At 72.3% G+C, this 25,654-nt stretch carries 25 protein-coding genes; 5 read left to right on the top strand and 20 right to left on the bottom strand.

Annotation, left to right across the window (positions count from 1 at the left end; genetic code table 11):
- The first annotated feature begins 3 nt into the window (after positions 1-3).
- Entirely contained in the window at positions 4-1,398 is a 1,395-nt protein-coding gene (locus tag ACFYX3_RS39480; RefSeq protein WP_389024645.1) for a uracil-xanthine permease family protein, read from the top strand.
- A gap of 73 nt (positions 1,399-1,471) precedes the next feature.
- Positions 1,472-2,179, top strand: a complete 708-nt coding sequence (locus ACFYX3_RS39485) for a DUF5995 family protein (RefSeq protein ID WP_382662569.1) — start codon at positions 1,472-1,474, stop codon at positions 2,177-2,179.
- 6 nt (positions 2,180-2,185) lie between these two features.
- Here ACFYX3_RS39485 and ACFYX3_RS39490 read toward each other — a convergent pair whose 3' ends face one another.
- Both ACFYX3_RS39490 and ACFYX3_RS39495 read right to left on the bottom strand, forming a co-directional pair.
- On the bottom strand, positions 2,186-3,883 hold the full coding sequence (locus ACFYX3_RS39490) for a flavin monoamine oxidase family protein (protein ID WP_385664470.1): 1,698 nt from the start codon (positions 3,881-3,883) through the stop codon (positions 2,186-2,188).
- A gap of 60 nt (positions 3,884-3,943) precedes the next feature.
- Positions 3,944-4,750, bottom strand: a complete 807-nt coding sequence (locus ACFYX3_RS39495) for a carbon-nitrogen hydrolase family protein (RefSeq protein WP_389024648.1) — start codon at positions 4,748-4,750, stop codon at positions 3,944-3,946.
- Positions 4,751-5,036: 286 nt separating this feature from the next.
- Here ACFYX3_RS39495 and ACFYX3_RS39500 point away from each other — a divergent pair, with 286 nt between their 5' ends.
- A complete protein-coding gene (locus ACFYX3_RS39500; RefSeq protein WP_389024650.1) occupies positions 5,037-5,594 on the top strand; it encodes a Repetin in 558 nt (185 codons plus the stop codon).
- A gap of 76 nt (positions 5,595-5,670) precedes the next feature.
- On the opposite strand, the gene ACFYX3_RS39505 is transcribed toward ACFYX3_RS39500, so the two are convergent.
- Complete coding sequence (locus tag ACFYX3_RS39505; RefSeq protein ID WP_030691274.1) at positions 5,671-6,126, bottom strand: Lrp/AsnC family transcriptional regulator; 456 nt, start codon at positions 6,124-6,126, stop codon at positions 5,671-5,673.
- A gap of 10 nt (positions 6,127-6,136) precedes the next feature.
- Positions 6,137-7,624 (bottom strand): amino acid permease, encoded by a 1,488-nt coding sequence (locus tag ACFYX3_RS39510; protein ID WP_382662573.1) that lies wholly within the window; start codon positions 7,622-7,624, stop codon positions 6,137-6,139.
- A gap of 289 nt (positions 7,625-7,913) precedes the next feature.
- Here ACFYX3_RS39510 and ACFYX3_RS39515 point away from each other — a divergent pair, with 289 nt between their 5' ends.
- The gene (locus ACFYX3_RS39515; protein WP_389024653.1) at positions 7,914-8,972 is read left to right on the top strand and encodes a GDSL-type esterase/lipase family protein; all 1,059 of its coding nucleotides are present in this window, start codon (positions 7,914-7,916) and stop codon (positions 8,970-8,972) included.
- A gap of 63 nt (positions 8,973-9,035) precedes the next feature.
- Here the strand turns inward: ACFYX3_RS39515 and ACFYX3_RS39520 are convergent, their stop codons facing one another.
- From ACFYX3_RS39520 to fmt, 8 genes are all read right to left on the bottom strand, one after another.
- Complete coding sequence (locus tag ACFYX3_RS39520; protein WP_382662576.1) at positions 9,036-10,478, bottom strand: GuaB1 family IMP dehydrogenase-related protein; 1,443 nt, start codon at positions 10,476-10,478, stop codon at positions 9,036-9,038.
- Positions 10,479-10,594: 116 nt separating this feature from the next.
- Positions 10,595-10,927: a barstar family protein gene (locus ACFYX3_RS39525; protein WP_389024655.1), complete on the bottom strand. Its 333-nt coding sequence runs from the start codon at positions 10,925-10,927 to the stop codon at positions 10,595-10,597.
- Complete coding sequence (locus ACFYX3_RS39530) at positions 10,917-11,339, bottom strand: ribonuclease domain-containing protein (protein WP_382662577.1); 423 nt, start codon at positions 11,337-11,339, stop codon at positions 10,917-10,919. The genes ACFYX3_RS39525 and ACFYX3_RS39530 overlap by 11 nt, the downstream gene beginning before the upstream one ends.
- A gap of 55 nt (positions 11,340-11,394) precedes the next feature.
- Entirely contained in the window at positions 11,395-12,444 is a 1,050-nt protein-coding gene (locus ACFYX3_RS39535; RefSeq protein ID WP_181924900.1) for a sugar-binding transcriptional regulator, read from the bottom strand.
- Positions 12,445-12,578: 134 nt separating this feature from the next.
- On the bottom strand, positions 12,579-13,262 hold the full coding sequence (gene rpe / locus ACFYX3_RS39540) for a ribulose-phosphate 3-epimerase (RefSeq protein ID WP_389024657.1): 684 nt from the start codon (positions 13,260-13,262) through the stop codon (positions 12,579-12,581).
- A 150-nt stretch (positions 13,263-13,412) separates the two neighbouring features.
- Positions 13,413-14,825: an RsmB/NOP family class I SAM-dependent RNA methyltransferase gene (locus tag ACFYX3_RS39545; RefSeq protein ID WP_389024659.1), complete on the bottom strand. Its 1,413-nt coding sequence runs from the start codon at positions 14,823-14,825 to the stop codon at positions 13,413-13,415.
- A 37-nt stretch (positions 14,826-14,862) separates the two neighbouring features.
- On the bottom strand, positions 14,863-15,219 hold the full coding sequence (locus ACFYX3_RS39550) for a hypothetical protein (RefSeq protein WP_389024661.1): 357 nt from the start codon (positions 15,217-15,219) through the stop codon (positions 14,863-14,865).
- Between the two features lie 2 nt (positions 15,220-15,221).
- Positions 15,222-16,154, bottom strand: a complete 933-nt coding sequence (gene fmt / locus ACFYX3_RS39555) for a methionyl-tRNA formyltransferase (RefSeq protein ID WP_376590839.1) — start codon at positions 16,152-16,154, stop codon at positions 15,222-15,224.
- A gap of 227 nt (positions 16,155-16,381) precedes the next feature.
- Here fmt and ACFYX3_RS39560 point away from each other — a divergent pair, with 227 nt between their 5' ends.
- Positions 16,382-16,900, top strand: coding sequence for a hypothetical protein (locus ACFYX3_RS39560; RefSeq protein WP_389024663.1), 519 nt, complete (start codon positions 16,382-16,384; stop codon positions 16,898-16,900).
- A gap of 175 nt (positions 16,901-17,075) precedes the next feature.
- Here ACFYX3_RS39560 and ACFYX3_RS39565 read toward each other — a convergent pair whose 3' ends face one another.
- The 8 genes from ACFYX3_RS39565 to ACFYX3_RS39600 form a co-directional block, all read right to left on the bottom strand.
- Positions 17,076-19,205 carry a primosomal protein N' gene (locus tag ACFYX3_RS39565; protein WP_389024665.1) on the bottom strand — a complete coding sequence of 710 codons (2,130 nt, stop codon included), beginning with the start codon at positions 19,203-19,205 and terminating at the stop codon, positions 17,076-17,078.
- A 96-nt stretch (positions 19,206-19,301) separates the two neighbouring features.
- Positions 19,302-20,510: a methionine adenosyltransferase gene (gene metK / locus ACFYX3_RS39570; RefSeq protein ID WP_382662584.1), complete on the bottom strand. Its 1,209-nt coding sequence runs from the start codon at positions 20,508-20,510 to the stop codon at positions 19,302-19,304.
- A gap of 288 nt (positions 20,511-20,798) precedes the next feature.
- The gene (gene coaBC / locus ACFYX3_RS39575; protein WP_389024668.1) at positions 20,799-22,010 is read right to left on the bottom strand and encodes a bifunctional phosphopantothenoylcysteine decarboxylase/phosphopantothenate--cysteine ligase CoaBC; all 1,212 of its coding nucleotides are present in this window, start codon (positions 22,008-22,010) and stop codon (positions 20,799-20,801) included.
- A gap of 117 nt (positions 22,011-22,127) precedes the next feature.
- Positions 22,128-22,400: a DNA-directed RNA polymerase subunit omega gene (gene rpoZ / locus ACFYX3_RS39580; protein ID WP_005319902.1), complete on the bottom strand. Its 273-nt coding sequence runs from the start codon at positions 22,398-22,400 to the stop codon at positions 22,128-22,130.
- A gap of 28 nt (positions 22,401-22,428) precedes the next feature.
- Positions 22,429-22,992 carry a guanylate kinase gene (gene gmk, locus ACFYX3_RS39585; RefSeq protein ID WP_359511801.1) on the bottom strand — a complete coding sequence of 188 codons (564 nt, stop codon included), beginning with the start codon at positions 22,990-22,992 and terminating at the stop codon, positions 22,429-22,431.
- Between the two features lie 73 nt (positions 22,993-23,065).
- Entirely contained in the window at positions 23,066-23,389 is a 324-nt protein-coding gene (locus tag ACFYX3_RS39590) for an integration host factor (protein WP_030204477.1), read from the bottom strand.
- A 319-nt stretch (positions 23,390-23,708) separates the two neighbouring features.
- Complete coding sequence (gene pyrF / locus ACFYX3_RS39595; protein WP_116162024.1) at positions 23,709-24,545, bottom strand: orotidine-5'-phosphate decarboxylase; 837 nt, start codon at positions 24,543-24,545, stop codon at positions 23,709-23,711.
- A complete protein-coding gene (locus ACFYX3_RS39600; protein WP_389024671.1) occupies positions 24,542-25,651 on the bottom strand; it encodes a quinone-dependent dihydroorotate dehydrogenase in 1,110 nt (369 codons plus the stop codon). The genes pyrF and ACFYX3_RS39600 overlap by 4 nt, the downstream gene beginning before the upstream one ends.
- Positions 25,652-25,654 lie beyond the last annotated feature (3 nt).

Raw genomic sequence — 25,654 nt, forward strand, 5'->3', positions numbered from 1 at the left:
CTCATGAACCTCGGCGTGCGCTGGACCCTGCACGGCGACGGGAGAACACCCGCTCCCGGAGCCGTCGTCCGCCCGGACGAACGGCTCTCCTGGCCCCGTACGGTCGGGCTCGGAGCCCAGCACGTCGTCGCGATGTTCGGGGCGTCGTTCGTCGCCCCGGTCCTCATGGGTCTCGACCCGAACCTGGCGATCATGATGTCCGGTGTCGCCACCGCGATCTTCCTGCTCGCGACCCGCGGCACCGTCCCGTCCTACCTGGGCTGCTCGCTCTCCTTCGTCGGCGTCGCCGCGGCCATCCGGGCCTCGGGCGGCACCAGCGCCACCGTCACCGGTGCGGTGTTCGTCGTCGGCGGGGTGCTCTTCCTGGCCGGTCTCGCCGTGAAGAAGTTCGGCGCGCGGATCATCCACGCGGCGATGCCGCCGATCGTGACCGGCGCGGTCGTCATGCTGATCGGCTTCAACCTGGCGCCGGTCACCGCGTCGACGTACTGGCCGCAGGATCAGTGGACGGCCCTGCTCGTCATGCTGTTCACCGGTCTGGCCGTGGTGTGTCTGCGCGGCTTCTGGTCCCGGATCGCGATCTTCCTCGGCCTGATCTTCGGCTACGCCATCTCCTGGATCTTCGACCTCGTCTTCGGCAAGATCCACTCGGTGTCCCCGAGCGGCCAGGTCACCGACCACTGGCGGCTCGACCTCTCCGGCGTCTCCAAGGCCGACTGGATCGGTCTGCCGTCGCTGCACGGCCCGAGCTTCGAGTGGTCGGCGATCCTCGTGGCGCTGCCCGTGGTCATCGCGCTGATCGCCGAGAACGCCGGTCACGTCAAGGCCGTCGGCGAGATGACCGGTACCTCCCTCGACGACAAGCTCGGTACCGCGATCGCCGCCGACGGCGTCGCGTCCATGCTCTCCACCGGCGTGGGCGGCCCGCCGAACACCACGTACTCCGAGAACATCGGCGTCATGGCCGCCACCCGGGTCTACTCGACCGCCGCCTACTGGGCCGCCGCCGGCTTCGCGCTGCTCTTCGGCCTCTGCCCCAAGTTCGGCGCGGTCGTCGCCGCGATCCCCGGCGGTGTCCTCGGCGGCATCACCGTGATCCTGTACGGCATGATCGGCCTGCTCGGCGCCCAGATCTGGATCAACGCCAAGGTCGACCTGCGCAACCCGCTCAACCTGGTCCCGGCCGCCGCCGGCATCATCATCGGCGTCGGCGGCGTGAAGCTGCACTTCACCGACACCTTCGAACTGGGCGGCATCGCGCTCGGCACGATCGTCGTCATCACCGGCTACCACGTGCTGCGGGCCTTCGCCCCGGCCCACCTCAAGATCCAGGAACCGCTCCTGGACGCGGGCACCAGCTCGTACGAGACGGACACGGAAGACGTGTCGAAGAACTGAGTGATTCGCCCGTTCTGGGTAAGCCGGGCCCGAGGAGTTCCCCCGCGGGCCCGGCGGCTGGGAGCCTGCCCCCATGACGCAGACCCAGTGGTGCCCGGAACGGATCGGCCAGTTCGTCGCGGTCGACCCCGTGCTGGACCGGATGCGGGCGCTTCGCGCGGCCTGGCATCCGGCCGACGGGGTCGCCGTCTTCAACCGGGTCTACCTGACGGTCACCGAGGAGATCGGCCACGCGCTCGACGCGGGCGCCTTCGCCGACCGGCGGGCCGCCGCGACCCTCGACGTACGGTTCGCGGAGCGCTATCTCGCGGCGGTCGACGCCGCCACCACCGGCCGTCCCGCGCCCGCCTGCTGGCGGCCCCTCTTCCACTACCGGCGCCATCCCGGCGTACGGCCGCTGCAGTTCGCGCTCGCCGGGATCAACGCGCACATCGGCCACGACCTGGCGCTCGCGGTGGTCGACGCCTGCCGGATCCTGGAGTGCGCGCCGGCCGACCTGGAGGACGAGTTCGACCGGGTCGGCGACGTCCTCGTCCTCCTGGAGGAGCGCATCCGGGAGGAACTGATGCCGGGCCCGGACCTCCTGGAGGTCGCGGACCCGCTGACGCATCTGCTCGGCTGCTGGAGCCTGGACCGGGCCCGTGACGGGGCCTGGCTCGCCGCCCGCTCGCTGTGGCAGCTGCGGCGGCTGCCCGACCTGGCCGAGGAGTTCACGGAACGCCTCGACCGGTCGGTGGGCCTGGTGGGGCGGATGCTGCTCACGCCCCTGACCAGGCCCTGACGGGGATCAGTCCTCCGGCAGCTCGACCGGGGCGATCTCGTCGTACACGTCGCCCGGGCCGGGGTTGGTGCCGTCGGTCGCGCCACCGAAGTGGTGCATGACGCCCCAGACCGCGTTGAGCGCCGTCTGCACCGCGCCCTCGGCCCAGCCGGCCGTCCAGGAGATGTCGTCGCCGGCGAGGAAGATGCCCCGCTTGTCCTCGGGCAGCCGGTCCTGCATGAAGTGCGTGAACAGGCGGCGCTGGTAGCGGTAGTGGCCCGGCAGGTTCGCCTTGAAGGCGCCCATGAAGAAGGGCTCGTTCTCCCAGGAGACCGTCACCGGGTTGCCGATGATGTGCTTCCGGATGTCGACCTTCGGGTAGATCTCGCCGAGCGACTTCAGCATGACCTCCATCCGCTCGTTCGCCGAGAGCGGCAGCCACTTCAGGCTGTCGTCGCACCAGGTGTACGAGAGGCAGATGACGGCCGGCTTGTCCGGGCCGTCGTCCAGGAGGTACGTGCCGCGGGTCATCCGGTCGGTCAGCGTCATCGACATGACGTCGCGGCCGGTCTCCTCGTCCTTGTCCAGCCAGAACGGCCGGTCGACGGGGACGAAGAGCTTCGAGGACTCCATGTAGTGGGTGCGCTCGATCGCCGTCCAGTGGTCGATCGGGAAGAGCGAGTCGTCGCAGGCGATCTTGGACAGCAGCATCCAGGACTGGGCGGTGAAGATCGCCGCCTGGTACGTGCGGATGTCGCCGGAGGCGTCGGTGACCGTGATGCGGTTGCCGGCGGTCCGGTTCAGCCGGGTCACGGCCGGCTTCGGGGCGCCCTCGTGCAGGGAGCTGAGCGAGGTGCCCGGCGCCCAGTGGACGATCTTCTCCGGCTCGCGCTCCCACAGGCGCAGCGGCAGCTGCTGCGAGCCGCCGACGATGCCGCGGTGGTGGTCGTCGGCCTCGGTGTAGACGACGCGGAGGATCTCCAGGATGGAGTTGGGGAAGTCGGTGTCCCAGCCGCCGGTGCCGAAGCCGACCTGGCCGAAGATCTCGCGGTGGCGGAACGACTTGAAGGCCTCGGAGTCGCAGAGGAAGCCGTAGAAGGTCTGGTTGTCGAGCTTCTCGACGAGCTTCGCCCAGATCTCGCGGATGCGCGGGACGTCGCGCTCGCGCATGGCCTGGTTCATGTCGGAGAAGTCGGCGCCCTCGTCGAGGCACTTGTTCCAGGCCTCGGCGACGTCGCGGTAGACCTGCGGCAGGTCGGCGATCGTCTCGGCGTAGTGCGACTCGCCCTTGAGGTCGACGACGGTCGACGGGGTGGCCTCGGCCAGCGGGTTCGGGAAGTCCCTGGTCTCCAGGCCGACGAGGTCGATGTAGTACTGGAGCGCGGTCGAGGAGGGCGGGAAGCGCATGGCGCCCATCTCGGCGGTCAGGCCCTCGGTGCCGGTGCCCTCGAAGCCGACGGTGCGCAGCCGGCCGCCGATCTCGTCGGCCTCGTAGACGACGGGCTTGAGGCCCATCTTCATGAGCTCGTACGCGGCGATGATGCCGGAGAGCCCGCCGCCGATGACGGCGACCTCGGTGCCGTGCTCGGTGGCCGGTATCTGGCCGAGCCCGGCCGGGTGGGCCAGGAAGTCGTCGTAGGCGTACGGGAAGTCCGGACCGAACATGGTGATCGGCGGCTGGCCGTCGCTGTGCGGGACGGCGGTCGTGGGCACCGTGGACGTCATGGGGTACGGACTCCTTGCACGGAAAAAAGGGTGAGGCGGGGAGGTGGGTGGGGCAGCGGCTCAGACGAGGGGGCCGTAGAGGCCCGGGCGCCGGTCGCGGAGGTAGGGGTTCTCCTGACGGGAGGCCGCGAGGAAGGCCGGGTCGACGTCGCCGATGACGAGCTCCTCGCCGCGTCCGGCACGGGCCCGGGCGGTGCCGTCGGGACCGGCCAGGGTGGAGAGGCCGACGAACTCGAAGTCGCCCTCGGGGCCGGTCCGGTTGGCGTACGCGAGGTAGAGCTGGTTCTCGAAGGCGCGGACCGGCACCACGGACAGCGGCACGACCTCGGCGGGGTGCATGAGCGCGGTCGGTACGAGGAGGAGGTCCGTACCGGCCAGCGCGTGCGCCCGCACGTTCTCCGGGAACTCGACGTCGTAGCAGATCATCATGCCGACGGTGAGCCCGCCGAGCTCCGCCTGGACGACCGGCTGGTCGCCGGGGGTGAACCACTGCGTCTCGAAGCCTCCGAAGAGGTGGGTCTTGCGGTACTGCACCAGCGGGACGCCGTCGGCGCCGATGAGCTGCGCGGAGTTGTACAGGACGCCGTGCCGCTCGGTGTCCCGCTCCGGGTAGCCGTAGCCGACGGCCAGGCCGTGGCGCACGGCGATGGCCGCGACGGCGCGGGCGGAGGGCCCGTCGACAGGCTCGGCCAGGCGCGCGATGTCGGCGCCGATGGCGTAGCCGGTCAGGAAGAGCTCGGGGGCGAGCAGGACGCCCGCTCCGGCGGCCGCGGCGCGGGCGGCGGCCTCGTCGAGGATCTTGAGGTTGGCGGCCACGTCACCGAGCTCACCGGAGCTCTGGAGCAGGGCGGTGCGCAGCGCGGGCATCGGCGATCCTCGTGGGTCGGAAGTTGAGGGGGAAGACGTCAAAAACGGTACGGTTTCGCGCTCTCCCGGGACAAGGCGGAGGCGTTGCGGACCGACCGTCGAACCGTTGCGCGATCGGTGGCCGGTGCGTCGATTCGTTGCGTACGGCTCCGACCGGGGTCGTAGGGCTCCCCGCCGCGCGGCGGAGACGAGGACCGTCCTGCGGCCCGACGCCCGGGCGCGGTCCGGGCGGAAGAGTGGTGCTCGTCCGGAAGACCTGCCGGACGACCTGTCGAAGGGGACCACGATGAACCGTCGTACGAAGATCGTCGCCGTAGCCGCCGCGGTGCTGCTCACCCTGGGGGCCGGGGGTGTCGCCGTCGCCTCGGGGAACGACGCTCCCGCGCTGGCCGCCGCCACCGTCAAGGAGGCCGCCGCGCTGACCGGCACCGCCAAGCTGTACCGGCCGGCCGGGGACGACATCACGTTCAGCTTCGACGCGCATCTGGCGGCGAAGGACAACAAGGATCCCGAGGCGGCGACCGGCACCTTCCGGTTCAGCCACTACAAGGGCGGGAAGGGCGGCTACGCGGTGGCGAAGGTCGACTGCCTGGTCACCGGGGGGAAGGTCGCGGTGGTGACGGGGGTCGTCACCGAGACCGACGTGGAGGGATTCCGGAACAAGCGGGTCGGCGTGTCGGTGCACGACCTCGGCAGGCACGACCGGCTCGGCTACAGCTGGATGACCCGGGGCCAGACCACGGAACTGCCGCCCTGCCAGAGCATGCCGCCCTTCGAGAAGGTGCTGCCGGGCACCGGTGACTTCACGGTGCTGCCCTGGCAGATCGACTACCCGACCGAATAGACCGCCCCACGGGGGTGGGCGGGCGAGGGGGCGGTGCGGGAACCACGGCCCGCACCGCCCCGGCGGCCCACACCCGCTATGCGGGCGAGCCGGAGGAGAAGCGCCGCAGGAGCGGCGAGAGCACCAGGACGGACTTGGTGCGCTCCACGAAGGGCTCGCCCGCGATGCGCTCCAGGACGCGCTCGAAGTGGCGCATGTCCGAGGCGAAGACCTGGACGACGGCGTCCGCGTCACCGGTGACGGTCGACGCGGACACCACCTCGGGGTACCGCTCCAGACCTCGCCGGATGTCCTCCGGCGAGGTGTTGTGGCGGCAGTAGATCTCGACGAAGCCCTCGGTCTCCCAGCCGAGTGCCGCCGGGTCCACCCGGACGGTGAAGCCGGTGATGGCACCCTCGGCCCGGAGCCGGTCCACGCGCCGCTTCACGGCGGGCGCGGAGAGTCCGACGAGCGAGCCGATGTCGGCGTAGCTGCGGCGGGCGTCTTCCGCGAGGGCGTGGACGATGCGTTCGTCGAGGTCGTTGAGTCGCACTACGGGTGGATCACTTCTCTGCTGGAGCCTCTGCCAGGGCCGGAGCCGTGGCCAGTCGGGAGCGGCGCATGCCGTACAGGAAGTAGAACACGAGCCCGGCGGCCATCCATCCGCCGAAGTACGTCCAGGTGACGGCGTCGAGGCCGAACATGTTGTACACGCAGAAGCCCAGGCCGAGGATCGGGAAGACCGGTCCGAGGGCCACCTTGAAGGTGCGCGGCATGTCGGGGCGGGTGTACCGGAGCACGATGACCGCGATGTTGACCAGGCCGAAGGCGAAGAGCGTGCCGATGCTGGTGGCGTCGACGAGCTTGTAGAGCGGGACGACCGAGGCGAGGACGGCGCAGAAGAGCGACACGATGACCGTGTTCACGCGCGGGGTGCCGGTCTTGCCGCTGACCTTGCCGAAGACCTTGGGGACCAGACCGTCGCGGGACATGGCGAAGAGGATGCGGGTCTGGCCGTAGAGGACGGTGAGGACGACGCTGGCGATGGAGATGACCGCGCCGGCGGCGAGCATCGTGCCCCAGAAGGTCTGGCCGGTGACGTCGTTCATGATCGCCGCGAGCGTGGCCTCGGAGCCCTCGAACTCCTTCCAGTTCCACGCCCCGACCGCGACGGCGGCGACGAGGACGTAGAGGACGGTGACGATGAGCAGCGAGAGCATGATCGCGCGGGGCAGGTCGCGCTTGGGGTTCTTCGCCTCCTCGCCGGCCGTGGAGGCGGCGTCGAAGCCGATGTACGAGAAGAAGAGGCTGGCGCTCGCAGCGCCGACACCGGTCATGCCGAGCGGCATGAAGTCCTTGTAGTTGCCGGACTTGAAGCCCATGAAGCCGATCGCGCAGAAGAGGGCGAGCGCGGCGATCTTCACCACGACCATGATCGTGTTGACGACGGCGGACTCCTTGGCGCCGCCGAGCAGGAACACCATGGCGAGCAGCACGACGATCAGCCCGGGCAGGTTGATGAAGCCGCCCTCGCCCGGAGCCGAGGAGAGCACGTCGGGAATGGTGACGCCGATCGTCCCGTCGAGCAGCTCGTTGAGGTACTCGCCCCAGCCGACGGCCACGGCGGCGACGGAGACGCCGTACTCCAGGACCAGACACCAGCCGCAGACCCAGGCGACGAGTTCACCCATCGTTGCGTACGCGTACGAGTACGAGGAGCCGGCGACCGGTATGGAGCCGGCCAGCTCGGCGTACGAGAGCGCCGAGAACAGCGCCGTGAGGCCGGCGATGACGAAGGCGATCGTGACGGCGGGGCCGGCCTTCGGAACCGCGCCACCGAGGACGACGAAGATGCCGGTGCCGAGCGTGGCACCGATGCTGATCATGGTCAGCTGCCACATCGAGAGCGAGCGGCGGAGACTGCCACCCTCGCCCTGGCCACCCTCGTCGACCAGGCGTTCCACCGGCTTGCGCCGGACGAGTGCGCCGAGAGCGGAGGTCTTCGGGGCGGTCGCGTCGACGACCGGTGGGGCTGCGCCTTGATCCAGCACTGCGGAGGCTCCTTATCGCTGCCTGTGGGGTTCGGAGACGACCGCGGCGGTACGAAGGCATGCCGAAGCAAGCCATCGGGGGACGGAAACCGCCGAGCAGGCGGTCGACGCCACTCCTGGTACGGGGCACGAGCCTAAGGGGCGGAGCTTCGCAGTCGTAATGCAGGGTTGTTGCGCACTGCCGGATGATCATTGCGCGCTTCGGGCACAGACGGGTGAACATTGCGCTCCCCCGCATGAATCGACACATCCGGGTGTGAACCGGCACGTGCACGCGTATGGACTCCTCATGCGGAATGACGCACGCTGCGAGGCCCTGGCGACCGCCTTCGGCGCCCCACGATCGGAGGCCCCGGTGCACTGGCTCGACCCGGCTCCGTTCCTGCGCGGCACGGCCTGGCTTGACGGCGACCGGCCCGTCCGCGCCGACCCCGACGACCTCGAACGGCTGCCGTGGGACATCGCCGAGCGGGCCGCGCTGCCCATCGGCGTACGGATCGAGTTCGGGGCCGCCCCCGGCACGCGCGCGGTGGAGCTCCGCTACCGGGCGGCCGTCCCCGGGCCCGACGACCCCCTGCGCGCGCTGCGCCACTGCTTCGCCCTCTGGCAGGGGACACGGCTCGTCGGCGAGACGTGCGCGGCTCCGGCGCCGGAGGCCGTCGTGAGGCTCCCCCTCCCCCCGTGCGGCGGCGTCTTCACCGTCCACCTCCCGGAGGGCCAGGCGCCCGTTCCGCTCGCCCTGCGGGCCGTCGGCGGCGCCCTCTCCCCCGCCCCGGCCCGGCCCCGCTGGCTCGTCCACGGCGACTCGATCACCGAGGGCTGGTGGTCGACCCGCCCGGCACACTCCTGGCCCGCCACGGCGGGCCGGCTCCTCGGCCTCGACCCGGTCAACCTGGGGTACGCGGGCGGGGCGCGGGGCGAGCTGCCGCTGGCGGAGCATCTGGCGCGGCTCCGAGGCGATGTGATCACCCTCGCGTTCGGCACGAACTGCTGGTCCCGGGTGCCGGCGACGGCGGACTGGCTCTACGCGACGGTCCGCGCCTTCGTGGGCCTGGTCCGCAGGGGCCACCCGTCCACGCCGCTGTTGATCCTCTCCCCGGTCCTGCGCCCGGAGGCGGAGCACACCCGCAACGCCCTGGGGGCGACCCTGACGGAGCTGCGCAGGGCGATGGAGCGCGCGGGCCGGGACCTGGCCGCCGAGGGCGACCGTCGCCTCCTGGTCCTCTCCGGCCGCCCGCTCCTGGGCCCGGAACACCTGGCGGACGGGCTGCATCCGAACGACGCGGGGCATGCGCGGATGGCGCGCGCGGTGACGGAGGTGCTGCGGGAGGCGCTGGCGGGCCGGTGAGGGCCCCGCAGACGACCACGGGCCCCCGGGAGTGGTCTCCCGGGGGCCCGTGGCCTGTGACGACTAGCTCCAGCTGGCGTGGAGCGGCTTGCCCTCCGCGTAACCGGCGGCGGACTGGATGCCGACGGTCGCCTTCTCCTCGAACTCGGCCAGCGAGCTGGCGCCGGCGTAGGTGCACGACGACCGCACGCCCGCGATGATCGAGTCGATCAGGTCCTCGACGCCCGGACGCTGCGGGTCGAGGAACATGCGCGAGGTGGAGATGCCCTCCTCGAACAGCGCCTTGCGGGCGCGGTCGTAGGAGGACTCGTCGGAGGTCCGGTTCCGGACGGCGCGGGCCGAGGCCATGCCGAAGGACTCCTTGTACGCACGCCCCTTGGCGTCGTGCTGGAGGTCGCCCGGAGACTCGTACGTCCCGGCGAACCAGGAGCCGATCATCACGTTGGACGCGCCGGCGGCGAGCGCCATGGCGACGTCGCGCGGGTGGCGGACACCGCCGTCGGCCCAGACGTGCTTGCCGTACTTCTTCGCCTCGGCGGCGCACTCCAGGACGGCGGAGAACTGCGGCCGGCCGACGCCGGTCATCATGCGGGTGGTGCACATGGCGCCGGGGCCGACACCGACCTTGATGATGTCGGCGCCCGCCTCGATGAGGTCCTTGACTCCCTCGGCGGCGACGATGTTGCCCGCGACGATCGGGACCTGCGGGTCGAGCGCCCGCACGGTGCGGATCGCGCTGATCATCGACTCCTGGTGGCCGTGCGCGGTGTCGATGACGAGCGTGTCGACGCCCGCGTCGAGGAGCTGCTTGGCCTTGCCGGCCACGTCGCCGTTGATGCCGACGGCGGCGGCGATGCGCAGGCGGCCCTGGGCGTCGACGGCCGGGGAGTACAGCGTCGCGCGCAGCGCGCCCTTGCGGGTGAGGATGCCGACGAGCTTGCCGTCCGCGTCCACGGCGGGGGCGTAGCGGCGGTTGGCGGCGTCGAGGGTGTTGAAGGCCTCGCGCGGGTCGATGTCGGCGTCCAGGAGCAGCAGGTCCTTGGACATGACCTCGGAGAGCTGGGTGAAGCGGTCGACGCCGGAGAGGTCGGCGTCGGTGACGACGCCCACCGGGCGGCGGTTCTCGTCGACGACGACACCGGCCTCGTGGGCGCGCTTCGGCAGCAGCGACAGCGCGTCGGCGACGGTCTGGTGCGGCTCCAGGACGATCGGGGTGTCGAGCACGTGGTGGCGGCTCTTCACCCACGAGATGACGTCGGTGACGACCTCGATCGGGATGTCCTGCGGGATGACGACCAGGCCGCCGCGGCGGGCGACCGTCTCGGCCATCCGGCGGCCGGCGATGGCGGTCATGTTGGCGACGACGAGCGGGATGGTCGTCCCGGTGCCGTCGGGCGAGGAGAGGTCCACGGCCTGGCGGGAACCCACGGCCGAGCGGCTCGGCACCATGAACACATCGTCGTACGTCAGGTCGTAGGGCGGCTTGACGTCATTGAGGAAACGCACGTGCTGACATCCCAGTCGTTCGGATCGGCCCCTAGGCATTTCAGCCAGGGGAAAAAGCACGTAGTTCATTGTCCCACGCCAGTACGAATACCAGTCCAGGGCGAATCCTCCGAGGCTTACGACATGTGGTTCGTCGGATCCTCCGAAAAGCCCTCCCTCGGCTCCCCCAGCGCGAGGAGGACGGAGAGGTGGGTGGGGCGTTCGTCGACCGCCGTGGCGAAGACGTCCTGGGCGATCCCCCACTCGCGCGGGTGCGTCCTCGCGTAGGTCTGCCAGCCGGTGACGACGAGGGTGACCGGCTCGGGCAGGTCGGTGAGGCAGTCCGCGAGGGCGTCCCAGTTGCGGCCGAACCAGTCGGGCAGGGCGAGCGCGACGGCGCACCGGTCCATGAGGGCGGCCTTGTCCATCACGCCGGTCAGGTCGAGGACGACGGGGTCGTCAAGCCTCATCCGTGACCACCTCCCGGAAGGTCTCGTAGTGGTCGTCTGTGTAGTACGTCTCGCCGCCGCGCCCGGTGACGATGCGCCGCGCTCCCCGGTCGCGTTCGCCGGGGGTCTTCACGGTGTACTCGTGGTAGTAGCCGCGTTCGCGCCGGGGCAGGACCCGCTCGAAGTTCGAGAAGACCGTGCCGTCCTTGGCGTACGGGAAGGGGCCGCCGCGCGCGATGAGGGCGAGCGTCTCGCGCGCCTCGGGCGGCAGCTGCGACGCCCGTACGGTGGGCAGCCCGGAGGTTCCGGTGGCCGCGGCGGCCGCGGCCGTACGGGTCGGGGTGGCGGTGCCGGTGCCACCCGCCGACGAGCACCCGGCCAGGAGGACGGCGAGGACGAGCGCGAGGAGTACGCGCAGGGGCCGGAGCGACATGTCCCGAACATACCGTTACGGAACGGCTCCGGCCCCTGGGCTCACGCGGCCTCGTTCAGTTGCCGTCGGGGTCCTTGCGGTCGAGCGCCGGGTGCGTGCCCGGGCTGGACTCGGTGAGCAGGTAGTCCGCCGCGGCGCGGTCGGTGACCAGGCTGGTGACGAGGCCGGAGCGGAGCACCGCGCCGATCGCCGCCGCCTTGCGCTGGCCGCCGGCGATCGCGACGACCTCGGGAATCCGGCGCAGCCGGTCCGCCTCGACGGTGATGCAGCGCTCGCCCAGGTCGCGGCCGACCCGGCGCCCCTCGGTGTCGAAGAGGTGCGCGGACATCTCGGCGGCGACGCCGAGCGAGGCGTAGTGGGCGCGCTCGGCGTCGGAGAGCATGTCGTGGACGGTCGAGATGCCCGGCTCCCAGGAGCCGATGGAGACGCAGGCGACGGTCACCTTGTCGAAGTACTCGAAGGCCCGCGCGATGCCGGTCTGGCTGCGCAGCGCGGCCGCGGTCGCCGGGTCGGGCAGCAGCATGGGCGCGTAGATGGGGTGGGCCTCGCCGCCGGAGACCTGCGCGGCGCGGCGCACGGCCTCGACGGAGCCGCGCTCGGCGGTCCCTGCGTCGTACACACCGGTGAGCTGGACGACCGTACAGGGCGGCAGCCGGTCGAGGGCCGCCGCCATGTGGATGGTGGAGCGGCCCCAGGCCAGGCCGAGGACGTCGCCCTCGGTGACGAGCTCGCCGAGCAGGTCGGCCGCGACCTCGCCGAGGTTCTCCGGGTCGGGCGACTCGTCGTCACCCTCCGCCGGGGACTCGACGACGACGGCGTGGCGGAGCCCGTAGCGGGCGCGGAGCGCGTCGGAGCGCTCGGCGTCCAGCTCGGCCGGTACGCGGATCTCGATCCGCACGAGGTCGCGCTCCAGGGCGGTCTCCAGCACCCGGGCCACCTTGAAGCGGCTCACGCCGAACTCCTCGGCGATCTGGATCTTGGACTTGCCCTCGAGGTAGAAGCGGCGGGCCATGGCCGCCGCCTGCACCAGCTCCGCGGGGCCCATCCGCAGGGCTGACCGTCCCGCCGACATACCCGCCACCGCGATCTCCTCACTGCTGTTCACGTACCGCTGTTCACGTACGGAAGTCACATACCGATGTCGTTCACACTCTGGACTCGCCGTTCATCCTGTCAGATCCGGCGGGCCTTGATCAGTCCTGTCGACGGCCCGACGGACCGCGTTCATCCGCCGGAGGCTCAGTGGCCACACGCCCACGCGGCGGACGCGGTCGCGGCCTCCGCGCCGGCCCGGAGCGAGGCGACGGCCGCGGCCGGATCCGCCGCGCCGTACACCGCGGAACCGGCGACGAAGACGTCGGCACCGGCCTCGGCGCACCGCTCGATCGTGGACTCGGAGACCCCGCCGTCGACCTGGAGCCACAGCTCCAGACCGTGCTTGGAGATCAGCTCACGGGTGCGGCGGATCTTGGGAAGCATGATGTCGAGGAAGGCCTGGCCGCCGAAGCCGGGCTCGACGGTCATGATGAGCAGCATGTCGAGCTCGGGGAGCAGGTCCTCGAACGGCTCGATGGGCGTGGCCGGCTTGAGGGCCATCGACGCCCTCGCGCCCTTGGCCCGGATCTCCCGCGCGAGCCGGACCGGCGCGGCGGCCGCCTCGACGTGGAAGGTGACCGAGCCGGCGCCCGCCTCCACGTACTGCGGGGCCCAGCGGTCGGGGTCCTCGATCATCAGGTGGCAGTCGAGCGGGGTGTCCGTCGCGCGGGCCAGCGACTCCACGATCGGGACGCCGAGCGTCAGGTTGGGGACGAAGTGGTTGTCCATCACGTCGACGTGCAGCCAGTCGGCACCGCCGACGGCCTTCGCCTCATCGGCGAGCCGGGCGAAGTCCGCGGACAGGATGCTGGGGTTGATCTGCGCCATGTGCCAAGCCTCCCACGTTCTTGGGCACTTCTTTGCCGCTGAGCGGTTTCGGATCCGGTCCAGACCAATTTCGGTACGAAGCGACGAGTCCGGGACCCGCACAGACCGGGCGATTGCGGTCAGGTGATCGAACAGCCGATCGACCGGAGGTCAGGCGGTCCGGCGCAGCAGCGCCAGGTACATGGCGTCCGTGCCGTGCAGATGCGGCCACAGCTGGACGTCAGGACCGTCGCCGAGCTCCGGGACGCCGGGCAGCAGCGGGCGGGCGTCGATCAGCTCGGCGCCGCCGACCTTCTTCAGGACGTCGTCGACGACGACCCGGGTCTCGGCGAGGTGCGGCGAGCAGGTCGCGTACCCCACGACGCCGCCGACGCGGACGGCGCTCAGCGCCTCGGTGAGCAGGGCGCGCTGGAGCGGGGCGAAGCCGTCCAGGTCCTCGGGGCGGCGGCGCCAGCGGGCCTCGGGGCGGCGGCGCAGGGCGCCGAGACCCGAGCAGGGCACGTCCATGAGGACCCGGTCGAAGGAGCCGGGGAGCCACGGCGGGCGGGTGCCGTCGGCGGCGATCACCTGGTACGGGCCGGGGTTGCCGGCGAGGGCGCGCTCGACGAGGCGGGCACGGTGCGGCTGCTTCTCGGAGGCGAGCAGGAAGGCGCCGCGCTCGGCCGCGAGGGCGCCGAGGAGGGCGGCCTTTCCACCGGGCCCGGCACAGCCGTCGAGCCAGCGGGTGTCGGAGCCCTCCACGGGGGCGTTGGCGAGGGCGATCGCGACGAGCTGGCTGCCCTCGTCCTGGACGCCGGCCCGGCCCTCCTTGACCGCCTCGATGGCGCCGGGCTCGCCGCCCTCGGCCATCCGCAGCGCGTACGGAGACCAGCGCCCGGGCTCGGTCTCGGCGCCGGCGGCCAGCTCCTCGGTGGTGATCCGGCCGGGGCGGGCGACGAGGGTGACCTCGGGCCGCTCGTTGTCGGCCTCCAGGAGGCTCTCGATCCCGGCCCGCCCGCCGCCGAGGGAGTCCCACAGCGCCGAGACGACCCAGCGCGGGTGCGAGTGGACGACGGCGAGGTGGTCCTCGGCGTCCTTGTCGTACGGCGGGGCGACCTGCTCCACCCAGGCGTCGAGGTCCTGCTGCGAGATCTTCCGCAGCACGGCGTTCACGAACTTGGCGCGCCCGTCGCCGAGCACGACCCGGGCCAGCTCGACGCTGGCGGAGACGGCGGCGTGGGTGGGGATCCGGGTCCCGAGCAGCTGGTGTGCGCCGAGCGACAGCACGTCGAGCACGGGCGGGTCGACCTCGCGCAGCGGCCGGTCGACACAGGCGGAGATGATCGCGTCGTACGTGCCCTGCCGGCGCAGCGTCCCGTACACGAGCTCGGTCGCGAGCGCCGCGTCCCGCCCGTCGAAGTCCCCCTTCTCCCGCGCCTTCCGCAGCAGCGGCGGCAGCACCAGGTTCGCGTAGGCGTCCCGCTCGTCCACCGCCCTCAGCGCCTCGAAGGCGAGCATCCGCACGGGGTCCTTCTGGGGCCGCCGGTAGGGCTTGTGGGGACGACGACGTGCCTGCTCGCTCAAAGGTGCTCCGCGTGACGAAATGAGGGGTGGAACTCCCTCAGCGTACGTCCGTCGGCGCCTGCCGGGAAAAACGCCCCTGGCGGATCTCCCAGGCCTCGGCCGTGATCAGGCACACGGCCGGCTCCGTGCCGCCGCCGTCCGCCTCGGAGGCGACGAGCACGGGCGGCTCCGTGCCGACGAGACGGGCGGCCTCCGCGCGCTCCTCCGGCGTGGGCGCGCGGAATTCCGGGTCGCTGAAGTCCATCGGGCACCGGACGTAGAGGGTGTCCGTGAAGACGACTTCGAGCCCGTGGTGGTACGAGAGGTCGTGGCCGGCGACGAGGGTGAGCCGACTGCCGTCGTAATGGCGGACCTCCCAGTCCCACCAGGACCCTTCGGGGAGCGGCAGCGGCACCGTCAGGCGCCGAGCCGCTCACCCGGGGCGATGCGCACGCCCCGGGCCCAGTCCGCGGCCTTCATCGGCTTCTTGCCCTGGGGCTGGACCCAGAGGAGTTCGACGGCGTACGAGCCGGTGCCCGCGTACACGTTGTTCTTGCCGGCCGCGAGCTCGCCGGGGGCGAGGTCGGTGCGGTCCGGGAGGGGGGTGACCTGGATCAGCTTGAGGCGTTCGCCGCGGAAGACGGTCCAGGCGCCGGGGGCCGGGGTGCAGCCGCGGACCACGCGGTCCACCCGGAGCGCGGGGGCGGCGAAGTCGACGTGGGCGTCCTCGACCTGGATCTTCGGGGCGAGGGTGATGCCCTCGATCGGCTGCGGGACGGCCTGGAGCGTGCCGTCCTCGATGCCGTCCATCGTCGCGGCGAGCAGCCCGGCGCCCGCGAAGGCGAGCCGGGTCAACAGGTCGCCGCTGGTGTCCGTCGGGCGGACGTCCTCGGTGACGACGCCGTAGACCGGCCCGGAGTCGAGGCCCTCCTCGATGAGGAAGGTGGACGCGCCCGTCACCTGGTCGCCGGCCATCAGGGAGTGCTGCACGGGCGCCGCGCCGCGCCACGCGGGCAGCAGCGAGAAGTGCAGGTTGACCCAGCCGCGCGCGGGGATGTCGAGGGCGACCTTGGGCAGCAGCGCGCCGTACGCGACGACCGGGCAGCAGTCCGGCGCGATCTCCCGCAGCCGGGCGAGGAACTCCTCGTCGCGCGGCCTGGCCGGCTTCAGGACCTCGATCCCGGCCTCCTCAGCCCGTTGGGCCACCGGGCTGGCGACGAGCCGCCGGCCGCGCCCCGCCGGGGCGTCCGGCCGGGTGACCACGGCGGCCACCTCGTGCCGCCCGGAGGCGATCAGGGCGTCCAGGGCGGGAACGGCGACCTCGGGGGTGCCTGCGAAGACGAGCTTCATGGGTCGGGACTGCCTGTCTCTCCGGGGGCGTGCGGGCAGCGCACCAGTCTAGGGCCGCTGGGGCGGAGGGGGCGTACGGGACGGTGAGCGCCCCGCGCATATGCGTGTACGCCCCCGCAGCGTGACCCAAGTCCCGGTGGCGCGTTGGTCAAGAGAGATTGACCGAATCGGGTCGCTGCTCCCCCCTGCGGCCCGCCCCCTTAAACGCCGGTTCGAGAGGCTTTCACATGGCCGACCACGCAACCCACGACGCCCAAGCCCGGGCAAGTCTGCACCTGCTGGTGCGGGACATCGAGCGGGTCCGGCGGCAGGTGGACGCACTGCGCACGCTCACGGCCCAGCTGGGCAATGTCTACCGCCCTCGCCGCTCCGGCCCGTCGACGGGCTTCGTCGTCTACGGGCGCGCGCCCGCCCCGACCGTACGTCTCGCCCAGGAGCTGCGGGACAGTGTCGAGACCCTGGTGACCGCGGCGGTCGACTTCGACCGCTCGCTCGGCTTCTCCTGGGACGCGGTGGGTTCCGCGCTCGGGGTCACCAAGCAGGCCGTCCACCGCCGCTACGGCGCCCGGCGCGCGCCCCAGCCGGGCGTGGCCGTGGACCAGGACCACGCGGTGGAGCCGGGCGTGACCCGCACGCTCCCCTCGGTCCCCGCCGCCCGTTCGATGCCGCCGCAGCCCACCTCGGGCAGCGCCGCCCTCCGCGAGGACCCGCGCCCGCCGGCCTTCCCGGGCCGACGCAACGGCTGAGCCGGTAAGAACGGACCACGGCCGCCCGCCCCCACCGGGGACGGGCGGCCGTGGCGCGTCCGGGGCCCCTCGGAGCGGCCGTGAAGCAGCCGGGCGGCACCTCCCAGCCGATGTCCGGCGGACAGGGCCACCCGGCCCGTCAGCCGATGCCCGACGGAGAGCGCCGCCCGTCCCCTCAGCCGATGTCCGGCGGATCCACCCTGATCCGGACCGGTTCCCCGCCCCCGCGCGCCGTCCGCGCCGCCCTCGCCTGCTTCAGCGAGGACGCCAGGGCCGCACCGCTGCCCGGCGGAACCCGGACCAGGGCCCGGTCCCACTGCTCGCCGGGCGGCGGATCGCCGGGTCTGCGGGGGCCGCCGGGGCGGACGACGGGCAGCGGCACGGGGCCGAGGACCTCCGCGTCGGCGGGCAGCCCGGCCGCCGTCAGGAAGCCCTCGACGGCCTCCGGCGGCCCGGTCACGGCGGCCATCCGGGAGACCGGCGGAAAGCCCAGCTCGGCCCGCTCGGCCAGCTCCCGCTGGGCGTGCCCGACCGGGTCCCAGCGGACCAGCGCCTGGACGGGCCGGAGGGTCGGTTCGGCGACCACGACGACGGCGCCGCCCTCGGCCTGGCCGCGGACCAGCGAGGCCGCGTCGATCCAGCGGCGCAGCGCCTCCTCGCCGGCGCGCAGGTCCGGCCGGCCGAGCATGGCCCAGCCGTCGAGGAGCAGCGCGGCCGCGTAGCCGCCCTCGGCGACGGGTTCGGCTCCGGGGGTGGAGACGACGAGCGCGGGGCGCCCGGGCACGCTGTCCAGGACGTGGTCGCGTCCGGAGGTCCGTACGGGCACGGCGGGGAACGCCCGCCCGAGCTCCTCCGCGGTCCGCCGGGCGCCGACCACCTGGGCCCGCAGCCGGGTCGAGCCGCACTCCGCGCAGTGCCAGTCGGGGGCGCCGCGGCCGCACCAGCCGCACCGCAGCTCCTGCTGCTCGGGGGCCTCGAGGGGCCCGGCGCAGTGCCGGCAGCGGGCGGGCGTGCGGCAGCGCTCGCAGGCCAGTCTCGGCACGTACCCCCGGCGGGGGACCTGGACGAGGACCGGCCCGGTCTTGAGGCCCTCCCGCACGGTCTGCCAGGCGAGCGAGGGCAGCCGGGCGGCGCGCGCGGCCTCGTCGCGGGCGAGTTCGCCGTCGCCGACGGTCCGGATCAGGGGCGCGGCCTTGCGGACCTGCTCGCGTCCGGCGCCGAGCGCCTGGGCCCAGCCGGACTCGACGAGCTGGGCGGCCTCGACGGTGCAGCTGGTGGAGCCGAGGAGGAAGGCGCACCGGTCGTGGGCGGCGCGCAGGAGCAGCACTTCGCGCGCGTGGGGCTGCGGGGCGTGCGGCTCGCTGTGGCTGCCGTCGCCGTCGTCCCAGATGACGGCGAGGCCGAGGTCCCGTACGGGGGCGAACATCGCGGCCCGGGTGCCGACGACGGCCCGCACGGCGCCGCGCCGCACGGCGAGCCACTGCGCGTACCGCTTCTCGGGTCCGGCCTCGGCGGTGAGCACCGCGTGCCGGCCCTCCCCCAGGACCTCGGTCAGCGCCGCGTCGACCCGGCCGGCGGCCCGCCCGTCGGGGACGACGACGAGCGCGCCCCGCCCGGAGGCGAGGGTGGCGGCGACGGCACGGGCGATCTCCTGTGCCCAGTACGGCCCCGGCAGCGCGTTCCACACGGCCCGGGGCGCCCCGCCGCGCGCGAGGGAGTCCAGGAACGCCGGCCCGCGCTCGTACCGCGTCCAGCTCCCCGGCTCCGGCGCCCTGGGCGGCGGCAGCGGCGCGGGCGAGGGCCGGCGCTCGGCGCTCGCGTTGCGCGGGGGTACGGCCAGCTGGAGGACGTCGGCGAGACTCCCCGCGTACCGGTCGGCGACCGCCCGGGCGAGGCCGAGCAGCTCGGGTCCGAGCACCGGCTCGGGCGAGACGACGTCGGCGAGCGCGGCCAGCGGCCCCGAGTAGTCGGACTCGGCGCGCCGCTCCACGAGGAAGCCGTCGATCAGCCGACCGCCCTCGCGCCGCCCGCCCCGCACCTGATGCGCCCCCGCCCCGAACCGCACGCGCACGCGCACGCCGGGCCGGGCGGCCTCGTCGAGCTCCTCGGGGACCGCGTAGTCGAAGAACTGGTCGAGGTGGAGCGCCCCCTTGTTCACGACGACCCGGGCGACGGGCAGCTCCTTGGCCAGCGCGGCCCCCCGCCACGTCCGCGGCTTGGCCCGCGGCACCTTCGCCTTGCGGACGGTCTCCCGGATGAGCGCGAGCTGCTCGGGCTCGTCGGACTTCTCGTTCTCGCTGCTCACAGCCCCATACCTACCAGACGCCACCGACAGCCGGACGTGCCCGGAGCCCGGCACCCCCCGCTGGGGGTACCGGGCTCCGTGGGTGTCCGGGTGGGACTACAGGCCGGCGGCCTGCTTCAGGGCGTCCACGCGGTCCGTGCGCTCCCAGGTGAAGTCCGGCAGCTCGCGGCCGAAGTGGCCGTAGGCGGCGGTCTGGGAGTAGATCGGGCGGAGCAGGTCGAGGTCGCGGATGATCGCGGCCGGGCGGAGGTCGAAGACCTCGCCGATGGCGTGCTCGATCTTCTCGGTCTCGATGGTGTTGGTGCCGAAGGTCTCGACGAAGAGGCCGACGGGCTCGGCCTTGCCGATCGCGTAGGCGACCTGGACCTCGCAGCGCGAGGCGAGGCCCGCGGCGACGACGTTCTTGGCGACCCAGCGCATGGCGTAGGCGGCGGAGCGGTCGACCTTGGACGGGTCCTTGCCGGAGAAGGCGCCGCCACCGTGGCGGGCCATGCCGCCGTAGGTGTCGATGATGATCTTGCGGCCGGTGAGGCCGGCGTCGCCCATCGGACCGCCGATCTCGAAGCGGCCGGTCGGGTTCACGAGCAGGCGGTAGCCGTCGGTGTCGAGCTTGATGCCGTCCTCGACGAGCTGCTTGAGCACGTGCTCGACGACGAACTCGCGGATGTCGGGCGCGAGCAGCGACTCGAGGTCGATGTCCGAGGCGTGCTGCGAGGAGACGACGACCGTGTCGAGGCGGACGGCCTTGTCGCCGTCGTACTCGATGGTGACCTGGGTCTTGCCGTCGGGACGCAGGTACGGGATGGTCCCGTTCTTGCGGACCTCGGTGAGGCGGCGGGAGAGCCGGTGCGCGATGTGGATCGGCAGCGGCATGAGCTCGGGGGTCTCGTCCGACGCGTAGCCGAACATCAGGCCCTGGTCGCCGGCGCCCTGCTTGTCGAGCTCGTCCTCGTCGCCCTCGACCCGCTTCTCGTACGCGGTGTCCACGCCCTGGGCGATGTCCGGGGACTGGGATCCGATGGACACCGACACGCCGCAGGAGGCGCCGTCGAAGCCCTTCTTCGAGGAGTCGTAACCGATCTCGAGGATCTTGTTCCGGACGAGGGTCGGGATGTCCGCCCACGCCTTGGTGGTCACCTCACCGGCGACGTGCACCAGGCCGGTGGTGATCAGCGTCTCGACGGCGACGCGCGAGGTGGGGTCCTCGCGCAGCAGCGCGTCGAGAATGGTGTCGCTGATCTGGTCAGCGATCTTGTCGGGGTGGCCCTCGGTGACGGACTCCGAGGTGAACAGACGACGGGACACAACGCTCCCTGGGGTTGCAGCGGCTGCTGGCTACTCGTGACGCGGACCGGCAGGGGGCTGCGCCCCGCGACGTTCCACGAACAGTCTATCGGTCGTGGTCGGACAATGGACCAGGTGTCTCGCCTGGCGAATGCCGGTGAGACGGCGGAACCGCCTGCCGGCAGGGCAGACCTGCCCAGCCGGGTGGGGCGCAAATCACTCGTCAGGCGGTGTTTCGCACCTCCCCGGACGGCGGATCGCGCCCCCGGAGGCGGCACCGGTGTCCGCCCCGGGGGCGGACCGGATGCGTCAGGTCGAGGGGCGCAGCCGCGGCAGGACCAGGTCCCAGACCGTCTCGGCGAGCGCTTCCTTCGGCCCGTACGGTACGGGGGTCTCAACGCCGTCCGAGGCGAGGACGACGGCCTCGTTCTCCTCGGAGCCGAAGGTCTTCCGCTCCCCCACCTCGTTGACGACGAGGAGGTCGCAGCCCTTGCGGGCGAGCTTGGCGCGCCCGTTGGCGAGGACGTCGTCGGTCTCCGCGGCGAAGCCCACGACGACCTGGCCGGGCAGGGCGCGGTCGGCGGAGAGCTCGGCGAGGATGTCGGGGTTGCGCACGAGCTCGATGGTCGGCGCGCCGCCGTCGTCCTTCTTCTTGATCTTCCCGGGGGCGTAGACGGCCGGGCGGAAGTCGGCGACGGCTGCGGCCATCACGACCGCGTCGGCGTCGGCGGCGGCCTTGAGGACGGCCTCGCGGAGCTGGACGGCGGTGCCGACGTGGACCACGTCGACTCCGGCGGGGTCGGCGATGCCGGTGTTCGCCTCGACGAGGGTGACGCGGGCGCCGCGGGCGGCGGCCGCCTTCGCGAGGGCGTAGCCCTGCTTCCCGGAGGAGCGGTTGCCGAGGTAGCGGACGGGGTCGAGGGGCTCGCGGGTCCCGCCCGCGCTGACCACGACGTGGCGTCCGGCGAGGTCGGGGGTGGTGACGCCGCGGGCGAGGATCCGGCGGCAGACCTCGAAGATCTCGGCCGGGTCCGGGAGCCGGCCCTTGCCGGTGTCGACGCCGGTGAGGCGGCCGACGGCGGGCTCGATGACGACGGCGCCGCGGCGGCGCAGGGTCGCCACGTTCTCCTGGGTCGCCGGGTGCTCCCACATCTCGGTGTGCATGGCGGGGGCGAAGACGACCGGACAGCGCGCGGTGAGCAGCGTGTTGGTGAGCAGGTCGTCGGCGAGGCCGTGGGCCGCCTTGGCGAGCATGTCGGCGGTGGCGGGGGCGACGACGACGAGGTCGGCGCCCTGGCCGATCCGCACGTGCGGGACCTCGTGGACGGACTCCCACACCTCGGTGGAGACGGGGTTGCCGGAGAGCGCGGACCAGGTGGCGGCGCCGACGAAGTGGAGGGCGGAGTCGGTGGGCACGACCCGGACGTCGTGGCCGGACTCGGTGAGCCGGCGCAGCAGCTCGCACGCCTTGTAGGCGGCGATGCCGCCGCTGACGCCCAGGACCACCTTCGGCTTGGTCACGACTGTCACTGCTCCCCTGGTCTTCTGGAGGCTCGGATGCGTACGACTCCATGAGACACCACAGGCCCGGCGGATGTTCCGCCGGGCCTGTGGTGACAAGCGTTACACGCTCAGTGCTTACTGCGCGGGGCCCTCGATGGCCTCGGACGTCAGCAGACCCGCGTTGATCTCGCGCAGGGCGATCGAGAGCGGCTTCTCGTGGACGTGGGTGTCGACGAGCGGACCCACGTACTCCAGGAGGCCCTCGCCGAGCTGGGAGTAGTACGCGTTGATCTGACGCGCGCGCTTGGCCGCGTAGATCACGAGGCTGTACTTCGAGTCCGTGGCCTCGAGCAGCTCGTCGATCGGCGGGTTGATGATGCCCTCGGGCGCGGTGATGGAAGAGGACACGCTCTACCTTCCGAAGATGGAAAAAAGATCAGACAACGTGCATCAACGTTAGCAGCTCGCGTGCGACGTCCTCGACGGAGGTGTTGACGAGGGTGGTGTCGAACTCCGATTCGGCGGCCAGCTCGACCTTCGCGGCCTCCAGGCGGCGCGCGATGACCTCGGGCGACTCGGTGCCGCGGCCGGTGAGCCGGCGGACCAGCTCCTCCCAGCTCGGCGGGGCCAGGAAGACCAGCTGGGACTCGGCCATGGAGTCCTTCACCTGACGGGCGCCCTGGAGGTCGATCTCCAGGAGCACGGGCTCGCCGGAGTCGAGCCGCTCCAGGACGGCTCCGCGCGGGGTGCCGTAGCGGTTGCCCGCGAACTCGGCCCACTCGAGGAGCTCACCGTTGGCGATCAGCTTGTCGAACTCGTCGTCCGTGACGAAGAAGTAGTGGACGCCGTGCTTCTCGCCGGGGCGGGGCTTCCGCGTCGTCGCCGACACCGAGAGCCAGACCTCGGGGTGGACCTTGCGCATATGAGCGACGACCGTGCTCTTGCCGACCCCTGAGGGGCCGGAGAGCACGGTCAGCCGCGGACGTACCTCTGCTGCCATGCAGCGATTATTCCAGCTTCACCGGCGTGCCCGGGACGCGTGCCCCGGATCGACGGCCGGACCGGCCGCCGGTTCAGGCGCCGGTGCTGCCGAACTCGCGCTCCAGGGAAGCGATCTGGTTGGAGCCGAGACCACGGACACGACGGCTCTCGGAGATGCCGAGGCGCTCCATGATCTGCTTGGCACGGACCTTGCCGACGCCGGGCAGGGACTCAAGGAGGGCGGAGACCTTCATCTTGCCGATGACGTCGTTCTCCTGGCCGGTCTTGATGACCTCGTGCAGGGAGGCGCCGGAGTGCTTGAGTCGATTCTTGACCTCGGCCCGCTCCCGGCGAGCCGCGGCGGCCTTTTCGAGCGCGGCTGCGCGCTGTTCAGGGGTAAGGGGCGGAAGAGCCACGCCTACGTCACCTCGGATGTCGATCTGTCGGATACGGACCGGTGAGGAACCTGGACGCCCCACACCAGTGGAGCAACGATCAACGGTGTGGTCGTTGAACGCCTGCTCTGCCCCGGAGACTAGCGGCCGAGGCCGCTCCAGTCAGCGAGAACAGCGGAAAAGTCCTGGTCAGCATCGACCGACCAGGACTTTTCAGGCATAACGACCCGGTTTTGAGCCAAGTTTTCGTCAAGGAGTGAGACGGCTCACCACCGGGGGCCCCGTCCGCTCCGACCTGCGGATTGTCCCGGGAGACCCGTCGGCCCCTCCCGGAGACACGTCAGCCGGCGACGGCCGCGCGGATCTCGTCCGCGTAGCGGTGCGCGGAGTCCCGCAGGGCGGCCACGTCCGGACCGTTGCGCAGGACGCCGCGGCTGACGTTCGGGACGACGTTGCGGACCGCGGCGCCGAAGACGGCCGGGAGGTCGGCGGGGGTCGCGCCCTGGGCGCCGATGCCGGGGGCGAGGAGCGGCCCGTTGATGTCCAGGTCGAAGGAGGACAGGTCGCCGAGGGTGGCGCCGACGACCGCGCCGAAGGAGCCCATCGGCGTCTCCCCCGCGTTCTCCTCGGCGAGGTGGGCGAGCATGGTCGCGCCGATGGTGCGGCCGTCCTCGCGGACCGCCCGCTGGACCTCCGCGCCCTCCGGGTTGGAGGTGAGGGCCAGCACGAAGAGGCCGGCGCCGGACTCGCGGGCCAGGTCGACGGCCGGCTTCAGGGCGCCGTAACCGAGGTACGGGGAGACCGTCAGTGCGTCGGAGAAGAGCGGGGAGTCCTTGCGCAGGAAGGTCTCCGCGTACGCGGCCATGGTGGAGCCGATGTCGCCGCGCTTGGCGTCCATGACGACCAGGCCGCCCGCCGCGCGCAGGTCGGCGGTGGCGCGCTCCAGGACGGCGATGCCGCGCGAGCCGAAGCGCTCGAAGAAGGCGGACTGCGGCTTGAAGACGGCCACGGTCTCGGCGAGGGCCTCGACGACGGTGAAGGTGAAGCGCTCGAGACCGGCGATGTCGTCGGTCAGGCCCCAGGAGTCGAGCAGGGCGGCGTGCGGGTCGATGCCGACGCAGAGGGGGCCGCGCTCGTCCATGGCGGTGCGCAGGCGGGTTCCGAAGGAGAGGGTCACTTCGTGGCCTTTCGGTTGTCGGCGCCGACGGCCTCGGCGAGGGTGGCGTACGGGGAGGCCGCGAGGCGCGCGGCGAGGCCCTTGTGGATCGCGCGGGCGTAGAACGGGCCCTCGTAGATGAAGGCGCTGTAGCCCTGGACGAGGGTGGCGCCGGCGAGGATGCGCTGCCAGGCGTCCTCGGCGTTCTCGACGCCGCCGACGCCCACCAGGACCAGCCGGTCGCCCACGCGCGCGTGGAGGCGGCGCAGGACGGCCAGGGAGCGCTCCTTGACCGGCGCGCCGGACAGGCCGCCGGTCTCCTTGACGAGCGCCGGGTCGGACTTCAGGCCGAGGCCCTCGCGCGCGATGGTGGTGTTGGTGGCGATGATGCCGTCGAGGCCGAGCTCCAGGGCGAGGTCGGCGACCGCGTCGACGTCCTCGTCGGCCAGGTCGGGGGCGATCTTGACCAGGAGGGGGACCCGGCGGCCGGTGACCGTGCGGTCGGCGGCCTCGCGGACGGCCGTGAGGAGCGGGCGCAGGGACTCGGTGGCCTGGAGGTTGCGCAGGCCCGGGGTGTTCGGGGAGGAGACGTTGACGACGAGGTAGTCGGCGTGCGCGGCGAGGCGCTCGGTGGACTTCACGTAGTCGGCGGCGGCCTCGGCCTCGGGGACGACCTTGGTCTTGCCGATGTTGACCCCGACGACCGTCTTGAAGACGGGGTTGCGGGTGGCCAGGCGCTCGGCGACGGCGGCGGAGCCCTCGTTGTTGAAGCCCATGCGGTTGATCAGGGCGCGGTCCGGGACGAGCCGGAAGAGGCGCTTCTTGGGGTTGCCGGGCTGGGCCTCGCCGGTGACGGTGCCGATCTCGACGTGGTCGAAGCCGAGCATCGACATGCCGTCGATGGCGACGGCGTTCTTGTCGAAGCCGGCGGCGAGCCCGAAGGGGCCGTGCATGCGGAGGCCGAGGGCCTCGGTGCGCAGCTCCTTGTACCGGGGCGCGAGGACGGCGGCGACGAAGGTGCGCAGGACGGGGATCCGGGCGGCGAGGCGGATCCAGCGGAAGGCCATGTAGTGGGCCTGCTCGGGGTCCATGCGCTTGAAGACCAGGTTGAAGAAGAACTTGTACATGCT

Source organism: Streptomyces sp. NPDC002463 (genome assembly GCF_042889835.1).
Lineage (GTDB): Bacteria > Actinomycetota > Actinomycetes > Streptomycetales > Streptomycetaceae > Streptomyces > Streptomyces nymphaeiformis.